This is a genomic window from Streptomyces sp. NPDC047515 (assembly GCF_040643055.1).
Classification (GTDB): Bacteria; Actinomycetota; Actinomycetes; order Streptomycetales; family Streptomycetaceae; genus Streptomyces.
This window is the reverse complement of sequence record NZ_JBEYTM010000036.1, coordinates 60,664-80,446: the sequence shown is the minus strand read 5'-3', so window position 1 is coordinate 80,446 and position 19,783 is coordinate 60,664. Positions and strand designations below refer to the sequence as shown.

21 protein-coding genes are annotated in these 19,783 nt (G+C 70.0%); 15 read left to right on the top strand and 6 right to left on the bottom strand.

The window, feature by feature from the left end; translation table 11 throughout:
• Positions 1-190: 190 nt before the first annotated feature.
• The 9 genes from ABZ826_RS26355 (at position 191) to ABZ826_RS26315 (ending at position 7,353) form a co-directional block, all read left to right on the top strand.
• Positions 191-526 carry a hypothetical protein gene (locus tag ABZ826_RS26355; RefSeq protein ID WP_361453075.1) on the top strand — a complete coding sequence of 112 codons (336 nt, stop codon included), beginning with the start codon at positions 191-193 and terminating at the stop codon, positions 524-526.
• The gene (locus tag ABZ826_RS26350) at positions 466-1,176 is read left to right on the top strand and encodes a site-specific integrase (protein ID WP_361453072.1); all 711 of its coding nucleotides are present in this window, start codon (positions 466-468) and stop codon (positions 1,174-1,176) included. The genes ABZ826_RS26355 and ABZ826_RS26350 overlap by 61 nt, the downstream gene beginning before the upstream one ends.
• A 76-nt stretch (positions 1,177-1,252) precedes the next feature.
• Positions 1,253-2,107 (top strand): HipA family kinase, encoded by an 855-nt coding sequence (locus tag ABZ826_RS26345; protein WP_361453069.1) that lies wholly within the window; start codon positions 1,253-1,255, stop codon positions 2,105-2,107.
• A complete protein-coding gene (locus tag ABZ826_RS26340) occupies positions 2,104-2,487 on the top strand; it encodes a DUF3037 domain-containing protein (protein WP_361453066.1) in 384 nt (127 codons plus the stop codon). Before ABZ826_RS26345 ends, ABZ826_RS26340 begins: the two co-directional genes overlap by 4 nt.
• 236 nt (positions 2,488-2,723) lie before the next feature.
• Positions 2,724-3,485, top strand: coding sequence for a 3-oxoacyl-ACP reductase FabG (fabG, locus tag ABZ826_RS26335; RefSeq protein WP_361453063.1), 762 nt, complete (start codon positions 2,724-2,726; stop codon positions 3,483-3,485).
• Positions 3,486-3,505: 20 nt separating this feature from the next.
• The gene (locus ABZ826_RS26330; protein ID WP_361453060.1) at positions 3,506-4,261 is read left to right on the top strand and encodes an SDR family oxidoreductase; all 756 of its coding nucleotides are present in this window, start codon (positions 3,506-3,508) and stop codon (positions 4,259-4,261) included.
• A 118-nt stretch (positions 4,262-4,379) separates the two neighbouring features.
• Complete coding sequence (locus ABZ826_RS26325; protein ID WP_361453057.1) at positions 4,380-5,960, top strand: ABC transporter substrate-binding protein; 1,581 nt, start codon at positions 4,380-4,382, stop codon at positions 5,958-5,960.
• An 88-nt stretch (positions 5,961-6,048) separates the two neighbouring features.
• Positions 6,049-6,732 carry a uracil-DNA glycosylase gene (locus tag ABZ826_RS26320; protein ID WP_361453054.1) on the top strand — a complete coding sequence of 228 codons (684 nt, stop codon included), beginning with the start codon at positions 6,049-6,051 and terminating at the stop codon, positions 6,730-6,732.
• A 135-nt stretch (positions 6,733-6,867) separates the two neighbouring features.
• Positions 6,868-7,353, top strand: coding sequence for a hypothetical protein (locus tag ABZ826_RS26315; protein WP_361453051.1), 486 nt, complete (start codon positions 6,868-6,870; stop codon positions 7,351-7,353).
• Positions 7,354-7,407: 54 nt separating this feature from the next.
• On the opposite strand, the gene ABZ826_RS26310 is transcribed toward ABZ826_RS26315, so the two are convergent.
• Positions 7,408-7,854, bottom strand: a complete 447-nt coding sequence (locus ABZ826_RS26310; protein ID WP_361453049.1) for a hypothetical protein — start codon at positions 7,852-7,854, stop codon at positions 7,408-7,410.
• A 75-nt stretch (positions 7,855-7,929) separates the two neighbouring features.
• On the bottom strand, positions 7,930-8,628 hold the full coding sequence (locus ABZ826_RS26305; protein ID WP_361453046.1) for a TetR family transcriptional regulator: 699 nt from the start codon (positions 8,626-8,628) through the stop codon (positions 7,930-7,932).
• A gap of 84 nt (positions 8,629-8,712) precedes the next feature.
• On the opposite strand from ABZ826_RS26305, the gene ABZ826_RS26300 reads away from it, so the two are divergent.
• The 3 genes from ABZ826_RS26300 (at position 8,713) to ABZ826_RS26290 (ending at position 11,403) form a co-directional block, all read left to right on the top strand.
• Positions 8,713-9,924 carry an FAD-dependent monooxygenase gene (locus tag ABZ826_RS26300; RefSeq protein ID WP_361453043.1) on the top strand — a complete coding sequence of 404 codons (1,212 nt, stop codon included), beginning with the start codon at positions 8,713-8,715 and terminating at the stop codon, positions 9,922-9,924.
• 83 nt (positions 9,925-10,007) lie between these two features.
• Positions 10,008-10,907, top strand: a complete 900-nt coding sequence (locus ABZ826_RS26295) for a Gfo/Idh/MocA family oxidoreductase (protein WP_361453040.1) — start codon at positions 10,008-10,010, stop codon at positions 10,905-10,907.
• 148 nt (positions 10,908-11,055) lie between these two features.
• Positions 11,056-11,403, top strand: coding sequence for a hypothetical protein (locus ABZ826_RS26290; RefSeq protein WP_361453037.1), 348 nt, complete (start codon positions 11,056-11,058; stop codon positions 11,401-11,403).
• On the opposite strand, the gene lnt is transcribed toward ABZ826_RS26290, so the two are convergent.
• The 3 genes from lnt to ABZ826_RS26275 all read right to left on the bottom strand — a co-directional run bounded on the left by lnt (position 11,354) and on the right by ABZ826_RS26275 (position 14,615).
• On the bottom strand, positions 11,354-13,084 hold the full coding sequence (lnt, locus tag ABZ826_RS26285) for an apolipoprotein N-acyltransferase (RefSeq protein ID WP_361453034.1): 1,731 nt from the start codon (positions 13,082-13,084) through the stop codon (positions 11,354-11,356). The genes ABZ826_RS26290 and lnt overlap by 50 nt on opposite strands.
• 100 nt (positions 13,085-13,184) lie before the next feature.
• On the bottom strand, positions 13,185-13,682 hold the full coding sequence (locus tag ABZ826_RS26280) for a nuclear transport factor 2 family protein (RefSeq protein ID WP_361453031.1): 498 nt from the start codon (positions 13,680-13,682) through the stop codon (positions 13,185-13,187).
• 69 nt (positions 13,683-13,751) lie between these two features.
• Positions 13,752-14,615 carry a universal stress protein gene (locus ABZ826_RS26275; RefSeq protein ID WP_361453028.1) on the bottom strand — a complete coding sequence of 288 codons (864 nt, stop codon included), beginning with the start codon at positions 14,613-14,615 and terminating at the stop codon, positions 13,752-13,754.
• Between the two features lie 606 nt (positions 14,616-15,221).
• On the opposite strand from ABZ826_RS26275, the gene ABZ826_RS26270 reads away from it, so the two are divergent.
• Positions 15,222-15,839: an HAD-IA family hydrolase gene (locus tag ABZ826_RS26270; protein WP_361453090.1), complete on the top strand. Its 618-nt coding sequence runs from the start codon at positions 15,222-15,224 to the stop codon at positions 15,837-15,839.
• 217 nt (positions 15,840-16,056) lie between these two features.
• On the opposite strand, the gene ABZ826_RS26265 is transcribed toward ABZ826_RS26270, so the two are convergent.
• The gene (locus ABZ826_RS26265) at positions 16,057-17,328 is read right to left on the bottom strand and encodes an FAD-dependent oxidoreductase (RefSeq protein ID WP_361453025.1); all 1,272 of its coding nucleotides are present in this window, start codon (positions 17,326-17,328) and stop codon (positions 16,057-16,059) included.
• A gap of 478 nt (positions 17,329-17,806) precedes the next feature.
• Between ABZ826_RS26265 and ABZ826_RS26260 the strand changes: the two genes are divergently transcribed.
• Together ABZ826_RS26260 and ABZ826_RS26255 are read left to right on the top strand one after the other, a co-directional pair.
• Complete coding sequence (locus ABZ826_RS26260) at positions 17,807-18,061, top strand: LapA family protein (RefSeq protein ID WP_361453022.1); 255 nt, start codon at positions 17,807-17,809, stop codon at positions 18,059-18,061.
• A 722-nt stretch (positions 18,062-18,783) separates the two neighbouring features.
• Positions 18,784-19,386 carry a fasciclin domain-containing protein gene (locus ABZ826_RS26255; RefSeq protein WP_361453019.1) on the top strand — a complete coding sequence of 201 codons (603 nt, stop codon included), beginning with the start codon at positions 18,784-18,786 and terminating at the stop codon, positions 19,384-19,386.
• Positions 19,387-19,783: the final 397 nt, after the last annotated feature.

The following is a 19,783-nucleotide window of genomic DNA, read 5'->3' as shown; positions in this document are numbered from 1 at the left end:
GTACCGCAGCGACCTCATAGACGGTTGCCTCGCCGAGACCGGCCTGACCATCCGACCCACCTGAACCCAGCGACATCACGAGTTCAACCTCAGTAGCCAAACCGGCGATGGTCAGGACGATCACTCCACCTGCCAGCGTGAGGACCTCACCGACGCATCACACCAGCCCCGCTGAACTGCGGAAACGAGCTTGGCGGAGCCTCACTGGGCACCGGGGCGAGGCGGTGCTCCGAAAACCCAGGACGGTCAGGAGCGCAGAACGCGTCTCCATATCGTCCCGTACCTGGGCCAGCTTCCGCTCAGGAGCATCGCCGCAACGGATCTGCGGGCGTTCATAACCAAGCTGGAGTCGACAGTCTTGTCGGTCGACTACCAGCGCGGCATCCTGTCCGAGCTTTCCTCCATTCTGGAAGCGGCCGTCGACGACAAGCGCCTCGTGCGCAACCCTATGCATGCGCGTGGTCGATGGCTACGGCACTGCGGGTCCGCGATGCCATCAACCTGCGGAACAGGATCGCTGTCGTAGTCGGCCTGGGGTGCGGGCTCCGCCAGGGCGAGGTGTTCGGGCTGAGTCCACAGGACGTCGACTATGTACGCGGCGTGCTTCACGTCCGGCGCCAAGTACAGGCGATTCACGGAAGGCTGTACTTCGCCCTGCCGAAGGGGAAGAAGATCCGCACGGTGGATCTGCCCCCCTCGGTAGCCGAGGAACTCAAGCGTCACATCGAAGCGTTCCCGCCGGCAGAGGTGGAGCTGCCGTGGGGGAAACCGGAGGGGGAGAGGAAGAAGTTCTCCCTGCTGCTCACCACGCGCTTCGGCAACGCCGTCGCGGTGAACACATGGAACACCTACACCTGGAAGCCCGCCTTGGCCAAGGCCGGCGTCATCCCGTCACGTGCCGAGGGGGCGAAAGCCTGGCAGTGGGCGGCAGCCTCGAAGGACGGTTTCCGCGTGCTTCGGCACACCTACGCCTCGATCATGTTGGAAGCCGGAGAGTCTGTCGTGACCCTGGCTCGGTGGCTCGGACACTCCTCGCCGGCGATCACCCTCGGTTACTATGCTCACTTCATGCCGGAAGCTGGCAGCAAGGGGCGCGGCACCATCGACGGTCTGCTTGGGGAGCGGGAAGACCGGCTTGCCAGCCGAAACTCCCCAGATTCTCCCCAGCGCCGTTGACCGGTGATTCCTGCCTCTACGCCCCGGAGAAGTCGTCCGTGGATTGTAAGGCTGAAGAGATGGGTGGCCTGGGAAAGTGTTGGAAGAGGTCGTAGCGACCCGCTATGTCACGCCTTTGCGTGAGGGCGGCTCGCTCCCCGGGATCGTCGAGGCCGACGATCTCGGCACGTACGTCATGAAATTCACCGGTGCCGGACAGGGGCGCAAGACTCTGGTCGCGGAGGTGATCTGCGGACAGCTCGGCCGCCGGCTCGGCCTGCGCGTCCCCGACCTCGTGCAGATCCAGCTCGACCCGGTCATCGGGCTCGCCGAGCCCGACCAGGAGGTGCAGGAACTCCTGAAGGCCAGCGGCGGGCTCAACCTGGGGATGGACTTCCTGCCGGGATCGATCGGCTTCGACTCGCTCGCCTACCAGGTGGACTCCCGCGAAGCCGGACGGGTCGTCTGGTTCGACGCCCTGATCAACAACGTCGACCGTTCCTGGCGCAATCCGAACATGCTGATCTGGCACGGCGACCTGTGGCTCATCGATCACGGCGCCACCATGATCTGGCACCACAACTGGCCCGGAGCCCAGGCCTCCGCCGCCAAGCCGTACAACGCCTCGGACCACGCGCTGGCCCCCTTCGCCCCCGACGTCGCGGCGGCGGCCGCCGAGCTCGCCCCGCTGGTCACGGAGGAACTGCTCACCGAGGTCACGGCCGACGTCCCCGACGAGTGGCTGGTGGACGAGCCCGGCTTCGATTCCACGGACGAGCTGCGTCGCGCCTATGTGGAGGCGTTGCTGCCGCGCGCCGCGACCATCCATGAGCGGATCACGATGGAGGGTCCCACCGAACCCAAGCCCTCCCAGGCCCCCGGCTGGCTCACCGAGCGCCTCACCCCGTGGCCGCATCCCACCAAGAAGAACGACAAGGACGGCCAGCGGTGAGTGAGCGCGATGTCTTCGAGTACGCGCTGCTGCGTGTGGTGCCGCGGGTGCAGCGCGGCGAGTTCTTCAACGCGGGCGTGGTCGTCTACTGCCGTGCGCGAGGCTTCGTCGCAGCCCGCACCCACCTCGACGAGGCCAAGCTGAAGGCCCTGGACCCGAACGCCGACGTGGTCGGTGTGCGGGCCGCCCTGCGTGCGGTGGAGGGGGTCTGCCGTGGCGGCACGGACGCGGGCCAGGCAGCCCGCGACGACGCCGGCCGCCGCTTCCGCTGGCTGATCGCGCCGCGCTCCACCGTCATCCAGCCGAGCCCGGTGCACAGCGGCCTCACGAACGACCCGGAGGCCGAGGTCACGCGGCTGCTCGGCCTGCTGGTCCGCTGATCCTCCGGCCCCGCGGCGCCGCACCCGACCACCGGGGCGGCGGCGCCGTCGGGTGTGACATGCGCCCCTGCGGCCGTGGGCCGTTGACACCGGGTGCCAGGGCTTCTAGCGTCTCGTCTGCTGAAGGTACTAAGCGGTTGCTCAGTTATCGGGAAGGTTCCGCGCACACGAGGATTCCGTGCCGGGGGTGCCCCGACGTCCGCTGAGCGGCGATCCAAGGGCGAGGAGAACCAAGCATGTCCACCACCGAGCAGCGCGTCGCCATCGTGACCGGAGCGGCGCGGGGCATTGGCGCCGCCACCGCGGTACGCCTGGCGGCCGAGGGCCGTGCCGTCGCCGTACTCGACCTCGACGAGGCAGCCTGCAAGGACACCGTCGAGAAGATCACCGCCGCCGGGGGCACCGCCCTCGCCGTCGGCTGCGATGTGTCGGACAGCGCCCAGGTGGAAGCCGCGGTCGCGCGGGTCGCCGCCGAGCTCGGCGCTCCGACGATCCTCGTCAACAACGCGGGCGTGCTCCGCGACAACCTGCTCTTCAAGATGAGCGAGTCCGACTGGGACACCGTCATGAACGTGCACCTCAAGGGCGCGTTCCTGATGGCCAAGGCCGTCCAGAAGCACATGGTGGACGCCGGGTTCGGCCGCATCGTCTCGCTCTCCTCCTCTTCGGCGCTCGGCAACCGCGGCCAGGCCAACTACTCCGCGGTCAAGGCCGGTCTTCAGGGCTTCACGAAGACCCTCGCCAAGGAGCTCGGCAAGTTCGGCATCACCGCCAATGCCGTCGCCCCCGGCTTCATCGTCACCGAGATGACCGCGCAGACCGCGGCCCGCATCGGCATGGGCTTCGAGGAGTTCCAGGCCGCTGCCGCCACGCAGATCCCGGTGCAGCGCGTCGGCCGCCCCGAGGACATCGCCAACGCCATCGCCTTCTTCACGGGCGACGCGGCGGGCTTCGTCTCCGGCCAGGTGATGTACGTCGCCGGCGGACCGCTCAACTGAAGCGAGAGGAGACGGACGTCATGACTGTGCAGGACAGCGGGAAGGTCGCGCTCATCACGGGCGCGAGCCGGGGCATCGGCTACGGCGTCGCCGAGGCGCTCGTGGCCCGCGGCGACCGGGTATGCATCACCGGGCGCGGCGAAGAGGCCCTCAAGGAGGCCGTCGAGCGGCTCGGCTCCGACCGGGTGATCGGCGTGGCGGGCAAGGCGCACGACGAGGCGCACCAGGCGGCGGCCGTCGAGCGCACCATGGAGGCGTTCGGCAGGGTCGACTTCCTGGTCAACAACGCGGGTACGAATCCGGTCTTCGGTCCGATCGCGGACCTCGATCTCAATGTCGCCCGCAAAGTGTTCGAGACCAATGTGATCTCGGCGCTCGGATTCGCCCAGCAGACCTGGAAGGCCTGGCAGAGGGAGAACGGCGGGGCGATCGTCAACATCGCCTCGATCGCCGGGATCTCCGCCTCGCCGTTCGTCGGCGCGTACGGCATGAGCAAGGCCGCCATGGTCAATCTGACCCTCCAGTTGGCGCACGAGTTCGCGCCGGTCGTCCGGGTCAACGCGATCGCGCCCGCGGTGGTGAAGACGAAGTTCGCCCAGGCGCTGTACGAGGGCCGTGAGGCGGAGGCTGCCGCCGCCTATCCGCTCGGCAGGCTGGGCGTTCCCGAGGACATCGGCGGCGCCGCCGCGTTCCTGACGTCGAGCCAGTCCGAATGGATCACCGGACAAACCCTGGTCGTCGACGGCGGGATCTTCCTGAATGCCGGCGTGAGCTGAGCACGGCCTGAGCGGATTTCGCCCCGATTGACTCAAGTGCCCTGTCGGGCCTGCGGATTGACCCGACGGGGCGCTGCGGTATGGTCTGCCGACCCATGGCTGATCGAGGAGCGTTCACGTGTTCTACCGGGCCAGTCTGCAGGCCGCTGCAGTCCTTGCTTCCCTTTCTCTGCTGGCAGGCTGCGGACTTCTCTCCGACGGCGGCTCGAAAGAGGAACAGAAGATAGTCGTCGGTACGACCAGCGAGCCCTCCACCCTCGATCCGGCGGCGGCGTGGGACAACTCCTGGGAGCTGATGCGGAATGTCTTCCAGACCCTGGTGAGTTTTCCCACAGGCAGCACCAGCCCCGAGCCCGATGCCGCGGAATCGTGCACGTTCACCGATACCAGCAGCACGGCCTACCGGTGCAAACTCCGCAAGGGCCTGAAGTTTTCCAATGGCGACACACTCGACGCCGAGGCCGTGAAGTACTCCATCGACCGGATCAGGGACATCAAGGTCAAGGGCGGCCCCGTCGGCATGCTCGGCTCGCTCGACCGGGTCGAGACCAAGGGGGACGATGTCGTCGTCTTCCATCTGACCAAGCCGGATGCCACATTTCCCTTCATTCTCGCCGCCCCGGCGATGTCGCTGGTGGCGCCCGGTGACTATGCGAAGCACAAGATCCGCAGCGACGGAAAGGTCACCGGTTCCGGCCCTTACCTGCTGGATTCGTACAAGCCGGGGGATCGGGCCGATCTGGTGAAGAACCCGAACTACAAGGGCTTCGCCAACCGTAAGAACGACGCCGTGACCATCCGGTACTTCAAGGAATCGGCGCCCGTGGTCGCGGCACTGAAGAAGAACGAGATCGACGCGATCTACCGAGGCCTCACCGCCGAGGAGGTCGTCAATCTCGAAGACAACAAGGACCCGGACAGCAATCTGCAGATCGTGGAGACGGTCGGCGCGGACATCCGATTCCTGGTCTTCAACCCCGAGGACCCGGCCGCCGGGAACGTGGCCGTACGGCGGGCGGTCGCCCAGCTCGTCGACCGTGACGCGCTGGTGGCCAAGGTCTACCAGGGCACCGCCGAGCCGCTGTACTCCATGGTCCCCAAGGGCATCGCCGGTCACACCACCAGTTTCTTCGACGCCTACGGCGAACCGGACAAGAGCAAGGCGAAGCAGATCCTCGCCAAGGCCGGTATCACCAGGCCCGTCGCGATGACGTTCTGGTTCACGACCGACCGATACGGCTCCTCCACGGCACCCGAGTTCGACGAGCTCAAGCGTCAGCTGGAAGCCTCCGGACTGTTCCGGATCACGTTGCGGAGCAAGCCCTGGAAGGAGTTCCAGGAAGGCTTCACCAAGGGCCAGTACCCCGTCTTCGGCCGCGGCTGGTTCCCGGACTTCCCGGACCCGGACAACTTCATCGCCCCCTTCGTGGGCAAGGACAGCATCACCGGGATGCCGTACGTGAAGAACGAGATCACCCAGCAGCTGCTGCCGCAGACCCGCAAGGAGAGCGACCGGGGAGCGGTCAGCAGGCAGTTCGAACGGGCGCAGCAGATCCTGGTCGACGACGTACGGCTGCTGCCGCTGTGGCAGGGCAAGCTGTACGTCGCCTCCGGCGAGGACATCGGCGGCGGGGAGCGCGCGCTCGACCCGCAGACGGTGATGCAGATGTGGGAGCTGTACCGCAAGGCCAGCTGGTAGGCCGGCGAGAGGGCTCGCGGGGTCCGTTGTCAGTGGCCCCCGGTAGGTTCTCGGGTGAAGAACGTATTACTTACCGGAGGTTGTTGACGTGACCGACACCGACCTGCTGCCCGAGTCGTGGCGCGGCGTTCTCGGCGAAGAGCTGCAGAAGCCCTACTTCAAGGAGCTCACCGAGTTCGTCGAGGAGGAGCGGGCCAAGGGGCCGGTCTATCCGCCGCGCGAGCAGGTGTTCGCCGCCCTGGAGGCCACGCCCTACGACAAGGTGAAGGTCCTCGTCCTCGGTCAGGACCCGTACCACGGCGAGGGACAGGGGCACGGCCTGTGCTTCTCGGTACGGCCGGGTGTGAAGACGCCGCCCTCCCTGCGGAACATCTACAAGGAGATGAAGGAGGAGCTCGGCCTGCCCGTCCCGGACAACGGATATCTGATGCCGTGGGCCGAGCAGGGTGTGCTCCTGCTCAACGCCGTGCTGACGGTGCGCGCGGGCGAGGCCAACTCGCACAAGGGCAAGGGCTGGGAGAAGTTCACCGACGCGGTGATCCGCGCGGTCGCCTCACGGCCCGATCCGGCGGTCTTCGTGCTCTGGGGCAATTACGCCCAGAAGAAGCTCCCGCTGATCGACGAGGAACGGCATGTGGTGGTGAAGGGCGCGCACCCGTCACCGCTGTCCGCCAAGAAGTTCTTCGGCTCCCGTCCGTTCACGCAGATCAACGAGGCGGTGGCGGCGCAGGGGCACCAGGCCATCGACTGGCGCATCCCCGATCTGGGCTGACGCCGGGGTTCCGGCCCCGCCGGCGGCGGGCGCCCGGAGGACAGACCCGGGGCGCCCGCCCGAGCCTCAGCGGGATTGCCCCCGGCTGCGGCTAGCGTCGATCGGGAACGGGTGGACAGGAACAGGGAGGCCGCGGTGACGGAGCAGCGGGAGACGCCGAAGGATGCCGTCATGACCAGGATCGGCCAGGCGGTCATGCTGCTGCACGGCGGTGACCGGGAGGAGGCACGCAATCGCTTCGGCGGCCTCTGGTCGGAGATCGGCGAGGACGGTGACGCCCTGCACCGCTGCACCCTCGCGCACTACATGGCCGACACCCAGGACGACCCCGGCGATGAACTTGCTTGGGACCTGCGGGCGTTGACCGCGGCGGACAGCCTGACCGACGAGCGTGCGGCACAACACGCCGACGCGCTCGCGGTGCGGGCGTTCTACCCCTCGCTCCATCTCAATCTCGCGGCGGACTACGTGAAGCTCCAGCGCCCCGAGGCGGCCCGGATCCATCTGGACCGGGCACGCACCGCCTCCGGCGTGCTCGCGGACGACGGGGCGGACGACGGATACGGGGGAGGGGTCCGCGCGGCGATCGCGCGGCTGGAGCTGAGGCTGCGGGAGCTGTGAGGGGTGGCCCGTCCGTGACGGACGGGCCACCCACCCGGCTCTCTCCTGCCGGGCTCAGTGGCCGTAGGTGTTCTCACAGATCCGGGACTGCGGGCTGCCCGCGGGCCAGTGCCCGTACCCCCGTCCCAGCGCGCAGACGTCCGTCCCGGAGACGGGGGCCGGCAGGGCCGGGGCGGGCACGGTCACGGCGGGCGGGGCGTGACGCGGCCGCGCCGCTCCTGGGTGGTTGCGTTGTCGCGGCGGGCGGGGCGCGGCGCGCTGGGTGTCCGCCGATGCGCCGGTGGTCGGGGCGGACGCGGAGACGGACGCCCCCGGGCCCGGCACGGCTTCCAGGCTGTCGTGGGCGGGTGGCGGCACGATCTGCGGCGCCAGGTCCTGGCCGGGCCTGCTGTTCCCGGGCCGGACCGGAACGTCCGCCTGCGGGGCCACGGACACACAGCCGGACAGCGTCGTGACCGCCACGCCGACCAGGAGCTTCACGGTGATTCTGGTTCGTTGCACCTGATCAACTCTGCTGTGCGGACCCGGTTTCGAGTGAGCCCGGAAGCGGTGATTGGCCCGCACGAGTGACGCCGGTCAGCGCAATGTCCAATCGGGACCCAGCATTCCGCGCAGCAGTTCGGTGAAGCCGGTGCGCAGTTCCTCCTCGGTCGGCACCGAGCGGTGGAACGATCCCGCGGCACACGAGAACATCAGCCCCTCGCACCAGGCCACCAGGGACAGGGTGTGCCGCTCGGGCTCGGCCGATCCGGCCGCCGTCATCAGCGCCGTCAGCGGCTCGCGGAACTGCCGTCCCATCGCGTCGAAGAACTCCCGCAGCTCCGGGCGCCGGGTCGCCTCCAGAGCGAGCTCGTACCGGCAGACGAGCAGTTCGGGATGGCGGGTGAGATAGCGGTGCAGAGCCAGGGCGAGACCGTCGATCACTGCTTGCCCCTGTGCCGCTTCGCCGCCGGCCTCGTGTTCCGGGCCCTGTGCCGTACCGCCGTTCGTGCCGTGCCCCGCGCCGGTGTGTGAAGCGTCCGCCGGTCCGCTGCCCGGAACCGGAAGTTCACCGGGCGCGAGCACCCGGGCTTCGCGCTCCGCCAGTCGTCGGACCACCGCCTCCAGGAGGGACTGTCTGGTGCGCGCGTAATTGGACGTCGAGCCCTGGGGGAGTCCGGCGCGCTCGTCCACCGCTCGGTGGGTCAGCCCGCGCATTCCGCGCTCGGCGAGGAGTGCGAGGGCGGCATCGGCGATGAGATCGGCCCGGGAAGTGCCGGTGGTGCGTGTGGCCATGAGGTCAACCTACCTTTCTCACTACACCTGTAGTACGGTGAAGGCGTCACTACAGGTGTAGTTTCGATGGGTCGAGGAGGAGTGATGGACCATCCCCATGCCGTCGTCATAGGCAGCGGAATCGGCGGACTCACCACGGCGGTGGCCCTGCACGGGTGCGGTTGGCGGGTGACCGTTCTGGAGCGCGCCGCCTCTCTGGAACCCGTCGGCGCCGGTATCGCCCTCGCCCCCAATTCCCAGCGCGCCCTGGACGTCATCGGCCTCGGCGACGAGATCAGGTCACTGGCTGCCTGGCAGGGCGAGGGCGGCATGCGCACCCCGAGCGGCCGCTGGCTCTCCCGTACGAACAGCGCTGCTGCGGCCGCGCGGTTCGGTGGCCCGCTCGTCCTGCTGCACCGGGCAGCCTTCGTCGACCGCCTGGTGGCCCGGCTGCCCGACTCCGCCGTCCGTACCGATGCCGCAGCCGAACTGCTGGACCCGGGCGTCGTGGACGGGGCGCGAGCCGTGGTCACAACGGCGTCCGGGGACGTCGAGGCCGACCTCGTGATCGGCGCCGACGGCATCAACTCCGGCATGCGCCGGGCACTCTTCCCGGCCCACCCCGGACCCTCGTACGCCGGATTCACCACCTGGCGCATCGTCGTCCCCGCGCCCGAGCGGCCCTTCGCCCCGCACGAGACCTGGGGGCGTGGCGCCCTCTGGGGCACCCAGCCGCTCAAGGACGGCCGGATCTACGCCTACGGGGCCGCTGTGGCCCCCGCCGGAGCCCGTGCCGCCGACGACGAGAAGGTAGAGCTGATGCGGCGGTTCGGCAGCTGGCACGACCCGATCCCCTCGATCATCGCCGCCGCCGAGCCCGGCCAGGTGCTCCGCAACGACGTGCACCAGCTGATCGACCCCCTGCCGTCCTTCCACCGGGGGCGTGCCGTGCTCGTCGGGGATTCCGCCCATGCCATGGCCCCCAGCCTGGGACAGGGCGGCAACCAGGCCGTCGAGGACGCGATCGTGCTCGCCCACCACGTGATGCCGGACGGGGACCTCGGCGCGGGTCTGGCGGCGTACACCGCCGACCGGCTGCCCCGCACGTCCGCCGTCGTCCGCAAGGCCGCGCAGGCCTCCCGCCTCATGCGCCTGACGAGCGGTCCGGCCGTGGCACTGCGCGACGCGCTGATGTCCATCGTTTCGCGGCTCGGGCCCACGCTGGTCCTGCGGACCTTCGACGGCATCGCGGACTGGCAGCCGCCGCCGCACACGTATGCTGCCGGGACGAAGGAGACGCACAGGTCACCGCAGTAGACATCGGTCCGAGGAGCTCTACGGGGCGCCCTCGTCCGGTAGTACCGCAGCGGCCCGCGCCGGACAGTGAGAGGGAGGCCCCCGTGAAGGTCGGCTGCATCGGACTCGGCGACATCGCGAAGAAGGCGTATCTGCCGGTTCTGACCACTCGGCCCGAGGTGGAACTCCATCTGCAGACCCGTACCCCCGCCACCCTGACGGCGGTCGCCGAGTCCCACCGGATCCCGTCCGGGCAGTGCCACACCGACCTGGAATCGCTGCTCGCCCAGGGGCTGGACGCCGCCTTCGTCCACGCACCCACGGCCGTGCACCCGGAGATCGTGGCCCGGCTGCTGGACGCGGGCGTCGCCACATACGTGGACAAGCCGCTGGCCTACGAACTCGCCGATTCCGAAAGGCTGGTGAGTCTCGCCGAAGAGCGCGGGGTGAGCCTCGCCGTAGGTTTCAACCGCAGGGCCGCGCCCGGCTACGCGCAGTGTGTCGAGCACCCGCGCGAGCTGATCCTCATGCAGAAGAACCGGGTGGGCCTCCCCGAGGACCCACGCACCATGGTGCTCGACGACTTCATCCATGTCGTCGACACCCTGCGCTTCCTGGTTCCGGGGCCGATCGAGCACACGGCTGTACAGGCCAGGATCCGCGACGGGCTGATGCACCATGTCGTGCTGCAGCTGTCCGGTGACGGATTCACCGCCATCGGCATGATGAACCGGCTCAGCGGCTCGACCGAGGAGCGGCTGGAGGTCTCGGGGCAGGACTCCAAGCGAGAGGTCGTCAACCTCGCCGAGGTGATCGACCACAAGGGGCAGCCGAGCGTACGGCGGCGCGGCGACTGGGTACCGGTGGCCCGGCAGCGCGGCATCGAGCAGAGCGTGCTGTCCTTCCTGGAAGCCGTGCGGGCCGGCAAGGTGCTCAGCGCCGGGGACGCCCTGCGCACACACGAGCTGTGCGAGCGCATCCTGCGCGACCTGGACGTGGCCTGAGGGCTGTCCCGTTCGGAACAGCCCGGCGTGATCCGAAATGGGAAACCCCGGGACCGTGCGCGTCCCCGGGCCCACCGGCCCCGGGATGCGTCGCATCCCACCCCGATGCAGTCTGGGGTGATGGACCACCGGCCGTGGAGGTGACCTCGTGAGGCCCCACGACGAGCCAAAGGGCTGGGGAGCGCTCCAGCCGCCGCCCGGCTACTACTCGGCCGTCGGGCGGCCGCCCGACGCCATGCAGCGCGGGCTGATCCTCGACTGGGCGGTCAATCAGCGGATCGCGGGCGGCTGGCGTGTGGAGTCCCGTTCCGAGACCCAGGTCGTCATGGTCCGTGGCCGGCCGCTGAACCATGTGCTGCACGCCATCCTGACGTTCTTCACCTGCTTTCTCTGGGGCGCCGTATGGCTGGTGCTGGCCGTGACGAACAAGGTCGAGCGCGTCTCGCTCACCGTCGACGCCCAGGGCCATATCGTCTCCGTGCACGGCCCGGGATAGTCCGGGGGCCGGTCCCCGGCCCAGCCGGCGCCGAACCCGTCGGCTCGGCGGCCTTGTGGCGTGAGGAATCCACCGGGCCGGAGGCATCCACCGGAACCGCCGCGGTCCTCGCCCCGGCCGGTCCGCCCCGGTCACGCCTCCGCATCCACCGCACCCCTTCGAGCGCGCAGAACACGGCCAGCACCGCCGCCGCCCCTTGCGCGGGCCAGTCGCCCAGCCGCACATAGAGCGTCGTACCGGACGCCAGCGGTACGTCGTACACGACGGCCCCGCTCGTACCCGTACCGAGCGGCTCACCGACACGGGCCCCCTGCGGGCCGTACACCGCACTGATGCCAGTGAGCGTGGCATGCACCATCGGGCGGCCGTTCTCGGCGGCACGCAGCGCCCCGAGCGAGGCATGCTGTGCGGGAGCCCAGCTGTGCTGGAACGTCGACGTCGACGACTGGTCGATCAGCACCTGCGCGCCGTCCAGGGTCAGCCGCCGGCTCATGTCGGGGAACGCGGACTCGAAGCAGATCAGCGGACCGATGCGCAGTCCCTTCCCGCCGAGCGCCGAGGGCAGCCGCATCGTCACCGGGTGGGTGCCCCGCAGCCGGTCCTCGCCCGCGGCCTTGCCCACGGATGTGACCCACCCGAGCACCGACCGGGCCGGGACGTACTCACCGAACGGCACCAGTCGCATCTTGTCGTACCGGTCCCCGGTCAGCCCGTCCGGACCCACCAGCACCGCGGACTTGAAGATCCCGGTCCGCCCCGATCCGCCGGTGTGCCGGGCGTCCATGTTGACCAGCACATCCGCGCCCAGCCGGCGTGAGAGGGCCGCGATCCGGGCAGTGATGTCCGGGTGCCGGGAGAGGTCCACACCGACACTGCTCTCGCCCCACACCACCAGGTCGAGATCGCGTCCCACCAGAGAGCCGGTCAGCCGCTCACTGACCGCCAGCCGACGCTCGACGCTCCGCGGACCCGTGATCACTTCCGGCTGCACGACGGCGATCCTGGCCACGCCCGACTGCTCGGGCCGCGGCGCCCACTGCGCCATCGTCCCCACGGCCAAAGCGCACACCGCGAGGCCGACGACGGCGACCGTACGGGCGGCGGCGGTCACGAACAGCAGGGCCACCGCGGTGTTCACCGCCACCAGCAGAAGGCTCACCAGCCACACCCCACCGACGGACGCCACCCGGAGTGCCGGAGCCACTTCCCACTGGCTGGCGCCGAGCAGCCCCCAGGGGCCGCCGAGGCCCTGCCAGGAACGGACCAGCTCGATCATCAGCCAGCCGCACGGCACCACGACGACCGCGGCCGCCGCGGTCGCGGCGGACACCGGCCAGCGCAGCACCCGGAAGACCAGCAGCCCCCAAGGCGCCCACAGCAGACCGAGCAGAGCCGCCAGGACCACGAGGAAGACATGGAGGCTGGGCAACAGCCATTGGTGCACGGCGAGCAGGTAGCCCATTCCGCCGAGCCAGCCGTCGAGCGCCGCCCGGCGCCCCGTACCGGCGGAGCGGATCAACAGCAGCCACGGCACCAGTCCGACCGGGGCGAGCCACCACAGGGAGGGGGCGGGGAACGCGAGCGCGGGCAGCGCACCGGCGAGCAGCGCGAGACAGCCGCGCCACCGGCCGGACCGCAGTATCCGCTCCCACTGCTCGCGCCGACCGGCCGGAATCCGCATGCCGCGCCTCCTCGTCCCGCCTGATCAGCAGTCTCCCCCCTGGCTCCCCGTTCCGCAGTTCTTCCCCCGAGCCGGGGAGCCGAAGCCCTGATGGACCGAATCAGCCCGGCGTGAGTGAGTCCGCAGCGCCGCGCCACTGCTCGTGGACGGTGACGGTGAGGATGCGCCAGCCGCTCCCCGTGCGCGACAGGGTGAAGGCGTACCGTCCGCCGGAGACGAAGTTCGGCGAGCCCGTCCGCCTCGCGGTGCCGCCCTCGTCCCCTGCCGCGCCCTCCAGCCGCATCGGGTTGACGTAGTCGGCCCGCACCTCGGCGCGGTCGCCCGGAAAGCCGCCCAGGTCCTGGAGGTCGACCAGGCGGTTGACGATCAGGTGCTGGCGCACGGGGAAGAGCGGCATGGTCTCCGCGAGCCACCGGGCGACCCCGGCCGCGGGCCCCTCGATACCGCCCGCGCTGCGGTAGTCGGCGCGGCCGTCCTCGGCGAACAGGGCGCGGTAGTCCGCCCACGCGCCGTCGTCCACCGCCCGCGCATAGCCGGTGATCACTGCATCGATGGACAGCCGGTCCATCACGGTCGCGAGATCCACGCGCTGCGTCATCGGGTCAGTGTCCGCCCGTCGGCGTGCGAGGCCAAGGGGCGTGCACGCACGGCGGGCCGGGCGGTGCCGTCAACAGGGCACCACCGCCACCGGGCCGAGCGCGTGCGTGAGCGTGGTCTGCGCGACCGGGGAGAGCCCGAGCCCGAGGGACTCCCCGCCCTTGCGCCGCCCGATCACGGTCAGCGCCGCAGTGGCCGAGGCCGTGACCAGGGTGCGTGAGGCGGAGCCACCGACGGGTTCCCTGACGACCTCGACCTGCGGGTACTTCTCCCGCCGGCCTGCGGTGACCTCGGCGAGACTCCGCTCGGCCGCACCTGCCGCCGCGTCCCGGTCGAAGACGGGTCCGCCCGACAGCATCGAGGAGAACATCGTCCAACCGTGCACGATGCGCAGTCGCGCACCAGGCCGGGAGGCGGCCGTCGAGAAGGCGAACTCCAGCACCGCCTCACTGCTCTCGTCGGCGGCGACGCCCGCGACGACGTCGGAGAAGGCATCCTTCGACTCCTCCTCGTGCTCGTCCGACGGTCCGCCGTGGATGACGACGACGGGGCACCTGGCCATCGAGGCGATCGCCAGGCTGTTGGAGCCGAGCAGCAGTGACCGGAAGCCTCCCAGACCGCGCGAGCCGACGACGACCAGCGAGGCCTCGCGGCTGAGCGAGGTCAGCGCCGCCGCGGGGAAGTCCAGCGGCGCGAGCGTCCTCGGGTGCAGATCGGGAGCGATCCCGGCCACCCGTCGCACGGACCGGGTGAGCAACTCCTCCGCCTCGCGCTGCTGCGTTTCCGGGACGGCGCGGCGAGTCGGCGTGCGGGCATGCACGATCACCAGCGGGAGCCTCCGGCGGACGGCTTCGTGGGCGGCCCAGTCGAGCGCCTCACGGCTGTGCGACGAGCCGTCGACGGCTGCGATCACGGGAAGCTCGGTGGCGGTCATGATTTCCCTCCAGGTTCCGGCGGTACATGTCCCACACTGGTACGCGCGCACGTGGTGCGGCAGGGACTTTCGGCCCCATCTGCCGGGGATTCGGACGGATGCCACCACTGGTGTACGGCCGCCGCACGCCACGGAGGGGCCGCATGCCACGTCACGTACGGCCGGTCGGCGTCCGGTGACGCCATCCGGTACTCCGCTCGGCGTACCGCGACCGCCTCCGCCGGTACGGCGTCGGCGGGTGCGCGCGCCGAGGGATGCTTCGGGCCATGGAGAGCCAGTCCGCGGTGACGACGATCGTGCCGACCTGGTGAGCACCGGCCGGCCCTCGGCACCGAGTGGCGGAGGCCGCACCGGTCGATGCGATGTCTTGCGCGACAGAAGCGGCGCGCGTCGGCTCCGGGCTGTTCATGGTGCGGGCCGCCACGGGGTGCTGTGGGCACTGGTGGGGGCGGTCGTCGCCTACTGACGTCTGGTGCGCCCCCCCACGGCCGGGTCGCACCAGCCGCTCCTTGACGTTCCCTCCGGGCAAGCCCCAGCGTGTGCCTGTCGGAAGCGCCGGGACGGACACCCGTCCCGCTGCCAGGAGCGGAAGTGGGAGAGATCCGGATGGAATCGTGCTGCGTCGTCCTCGACATAGGCGGAGTGCTGGAGATGACTCCGGCCACGGGGTGGGAGGGGGCGTGGGAGCGGCGACTCGGCCTCCCGCCCGGGGCCGTGCACGAGCGGCTGGGTGACGTCTGGGAAGCGGGGAGCGTCGGGACGGTCAGCGAGTCAGGGGTCCGCGGACGGGTCGCGGCGGACCTCGGCCTGGACCCGGTGCAGACGGACGCGTTCATGGCCGACCTGTGGGACGAGTACCTCGGCAGCCCCAACGAAGAGCTGATCGCTTACGTACGGACCCTCGCTTCGCGCTGCAGGCTCGGCATCCTGAGCAACAGCTTCGTCGGCGCCCGGGAACGCGAGGAGAAGCGGTACGGCTTCGGTGATCTGGTGGACGACATCGTGTACTCGCACGAGATCGGCATCCTCAAGCCCGCAGCGGGCGCTTTCGAAGTGACGTGCGCCCGGCTCGGCGTGAGGCCTGCGGACTGTCTCTTCATCGACGACGTCATGGTCAACGTCACCGCGGCCCGTGCGGTCGGCATGCGGGGGCTCCTCTTCGAGTCCAACGCGGAGACGATCAGCGCCATCGATAGGCACCTGACGCCGACGCGACCCACCTGAGCTCGCACCCCGGCCGCACCCTCCCAGGCGGTCCCCAGCGGTGCGGTGATCGCGTGGCGGTGCGGTGATCCTTCAGGGACGAAGTGATCCTTCAGCGGCGCGGGCACGAGACACGGGGCCTCTCCGGGCGGATCCGTACGCCCATCCAGCGGGTCGGTGCGCGCGCTCATCCGTGTGCCGTCCGTACCCCGGGCGGCACACGGACGGGGCTCCCGGCTCAGCGCATCGACGCGGCCGGCGGGCGTTCGCGCAGCGCGCCGTAGGCGAGGAAGTACGCCGGCACGCGGTTCAGCCACCGCGAGCGCGTGACGAACTCACTCAACCGCCGGGCGCGCTTCGCGTCGCCGAACGCCGGACGGCCCGAGAGGACCGGCGCGATGACGTTCCGGTGGGCGAAGCACTGCAGGGCCTGCGTCGCGACGGTGGTCGGCAGGCGGCGGCGCTGGATGCGGTGTATGGTCCGCAGGTCGACCGTGCCCCCGCGCAACGGTTCGACGAGATGGCGGGCGGCGGCCACGGCGTCCTCGACGGCCAGGTTGATACCGATGCCGAAGACCGGTGACATCGCGTGTGCCGCGTCGCCGATGCACAGCAGCCCCGGACGGTGCCACCGCCGGAGGCGGTCGAGCCGCACGTCGAGCAGCTTCACATCGTCCCACGATCCCAGTGTGTGCACCCGGTCCGCGAGCCACGGGACGGCGGCCGTGAATTCGTCCATGAACCGGTCGAGGCCGGCGGCGCGGCGCCGGCCGTCGGTTCCCTTGGGGATCAGCGCGGCGCACTGCCAGTAGTCCCCACGGTCGATCATGGCGCTGACGAACCGGTCGCCCACACCTCCCACGAGCCCGTGCGGGTCGTTCTCCTGCCGTGGCAGCCGGAACCACCAGGCGTCCATCGGGCAGGCGGACTCCCGAAGTCCCAGCTCGGGCAACGACCTGGCCAGCGAGTCCCGCCCGTCGCAGGCCACGGTGAGGGTGGCGCGCAGCTCGCCCGTACGACCGTCGGACGTGCGGTACCGGACCCCCGCGATCCGCCCTCGAACTCTCGGCTCCGCTCGGCCAGGAGGAACCTCGTCACGCTCCATCAGGAAGGCGGTCGCCTCAGTGTTCATCCGCAGGGAGAAGGACGGCTCCCGCCCGGCCTCGTCCACGAGGAGGTCGAGCAGATCCCACTGAGGCACCATCGCAATGTAGTTGTACGTGCCCCGCAGCGCGCCGATGTTTCCGACGGTGACCAGCGAACGGTCCGGGCCGAGCGGCAGCTGGACCGTCTGCACACGCCGCTGCGGCAGCCGGCCGAACCGCTCGGCCAGTCCCAGGTCCTCCAGCAGCGCCAAGGTGGACGGGTGCACGGTGTCGCCGCGGAAGTCGCGCAGGAAGTCGCCGTGCTTCTCCAGGACCGTGACGGCCACTCCCGCCCGTGCCAGCAACAGTGCGAGGACCATGCCGGCGGGGCCACCGCCCACCACACAACAGGTGGTCCGCTCCATGGCAACCGCTCCTTCCGGTGACGTCGCCCGGCCGGTGACCGGGCGATCCGTGATTTCGGTCCCGATGAAGAGGTACCCGGCCGAGCGGCGGCGCCACGTCGCGGGCGGACGCCGGACGCCAATGGAGGAACCGCCCCAGCCGCTTCGCGCCGTGGCCGGGGTGGCCGGCACGGTCCGCCGCCGGCGTGATCCGCTCCTCCTCGGCGGGCCGCGCCCGAACGAATCCGATCCGGTCGGAGTTGCCCGCCATCGCGCTCCGCACCCTTCGTCGTCAGAGCCGCCGGCCGGAATCCGCACCGAGCAGGGGAGACCCCATCCGACTTCTTCCTCCGCCTCGTGGTCCACGGCGCCGGGCCCCGCTCGCCGAACCGGCCCGATCCGAGCGAAGGACCCCGGGGCCTGCGTCCGTGGCATCACCGCGCGGAGGATGAATTCGACTTGTCAGGACTAATCGTCCTGACCGCTCGATACTGGGACCATGGCACAGAAAACCTCTCGGCCACACGCCCCGCCGACCCTCTCCGTCAAGGGCCGCGACGTACGGATACGCACCATCGGGCTCGTGGTGCTGGCGGGGCTCGCGATCTGGTTCATCGCCGTGAACACCGAATCGGTCGGCATCCGGTTGTGGGTCACCACCGTCACCCTGCCGCTCTGGGCGGTCCTGACAGTCACCCTGCTGGTCGGGCTGATCATGGGCGCGATCCTGGCCCACCGCCGTGCGAAGCGCTGAGTCCCCGAACGAGCGATCCGTCCGCATGGTCGGCGATACGTCGGGCGAGCCCGGCTACCCGAGACCCATGAGTGTCCGCCCCGGCAGGGCGGGCGGTTGTGGCTCGGCGCGCCGGTTGACGTTTCCACGGTGGGAAGTCGGCCCCTCCTGCAGGAGTGGGGACCAGCCGGTGGGCCGGTCAGTGGGACCCGGAGAACAGTGCGTCGAGTTCCGGGAAGCGCTGGTCTGCGCCTGCGGCCCTGCCTCGCCGACTGAGGCATCTGACCTCTGACGCGCCGACACACATGGCACGCGCGCCGGGGCCTGACCGAAGGACCTCCGAAGTCGGCCACCGAGGCCTGGATCCGGCTCACGCCGCCGGGTTGCGGATTCGGCGTGTGCGAGTCCGGAGATCTCCCGTTGATGGTGACGCTCTGCGCCGACGGTGCCGCACAGCCTTCGTGGTCACCGATGCGGCACTCATTCCTCCGGAGTGCTTTCGCTCGGCTGCTTGTGCCCGCCCTGAATCAGGCGGCTCCGGGTGTGGTGATCGAGTGGTGCGACCGGCCGATTGCTCTCGGGGTGCGCCCCGCACTGAATGGTGTCTAGGCTTGGTTCGGTCGTCCACCAGGCATGCCGGAGCGGTGCAGACGACACCCCGGCCAGTTCGGCCACAGTCCTCGTCCTATGAGGGTCACCATCGACACCTCACGGACCTCCGTCTAGAGGGAAGAGGAATCGGTATGAGCTCACATCGCATCCGCACGAGCGCCGCAGCAATCACCGCTGTGGTGGCCCTCCCGCTCTCGCTCGGCGCGTTCGCCCCGCAAGCGTTCGCCAGTGACACAGCATCCAGTCCTTCGAGCACACCAAGTCCGTTCGGCCCCGGATGCTCCTCGCTGCCGCACAGCGGCAAGGGCAGTGCCACCGGCATGTCCAAGGAACGCGTGGCCACGGCGGCGGCCAACAACCCGAAACTGACCAAGCTGGCACTCGCGTTGAAGGACGCCGGGCTCACCACCAAGCTCAATGACGCGAAGCACATCACGGTCTTCGCTCCCACGAACGCGGCCTTCGACCAGATTCCCAAGTCGCAGCTCGCCAGCCTGCTCAAGGACAAGCCGAAACTGAAGAAGGTCCTGACCTACCAGGTCGTGGACAAGACCATCACCCCCAGCATGCTTCCCAACGGCAGCTTCAAGACGCGGGAGGGCTCCATGCTCAAGACCTCCGGGTCGGGCACGTCGTTCAAGGTCAACGACACCGCCAAGATCGTCTGCGGGGACATCAAGACGGCCAACGCCACCGTCTACCTCGTCGACAAGGTGCTCATGCCCCCGTCCTAGGAGCAGCTCTGCTCCGGGCTTCGGTCGGCCGACAGCAGGTGTACGGTCCCGCCTCCCGCTCCCGGGGAGGCGGGACCGCGAGTCCCGGGCAACCGAGACCGATGCCACACCGAAAGCCCGCGCAGGGCCGGATGTCTCCGCCGCCGCACGCCGTGCGGTTCTGCAGAGCGTGTATGCCACGGGTTTCGTCATGGTCGACGTCGCCGGGGAGGCCGTTCGCGCCTGTGGCCGGGCTGAAGCGGATCTCCGCAACCGTCCACCGGCGCCGGCGCCGGCACCGGAGACGGTCGAGACGAAGAGGTACGGGCTGACGGATGCTCTGGACGATCTCGCCGATGCAGGCGACCGGATCGAGCGTCTCGCGGTGGCCGGGTTCGCTCTCAACGCAGCGGCAGAC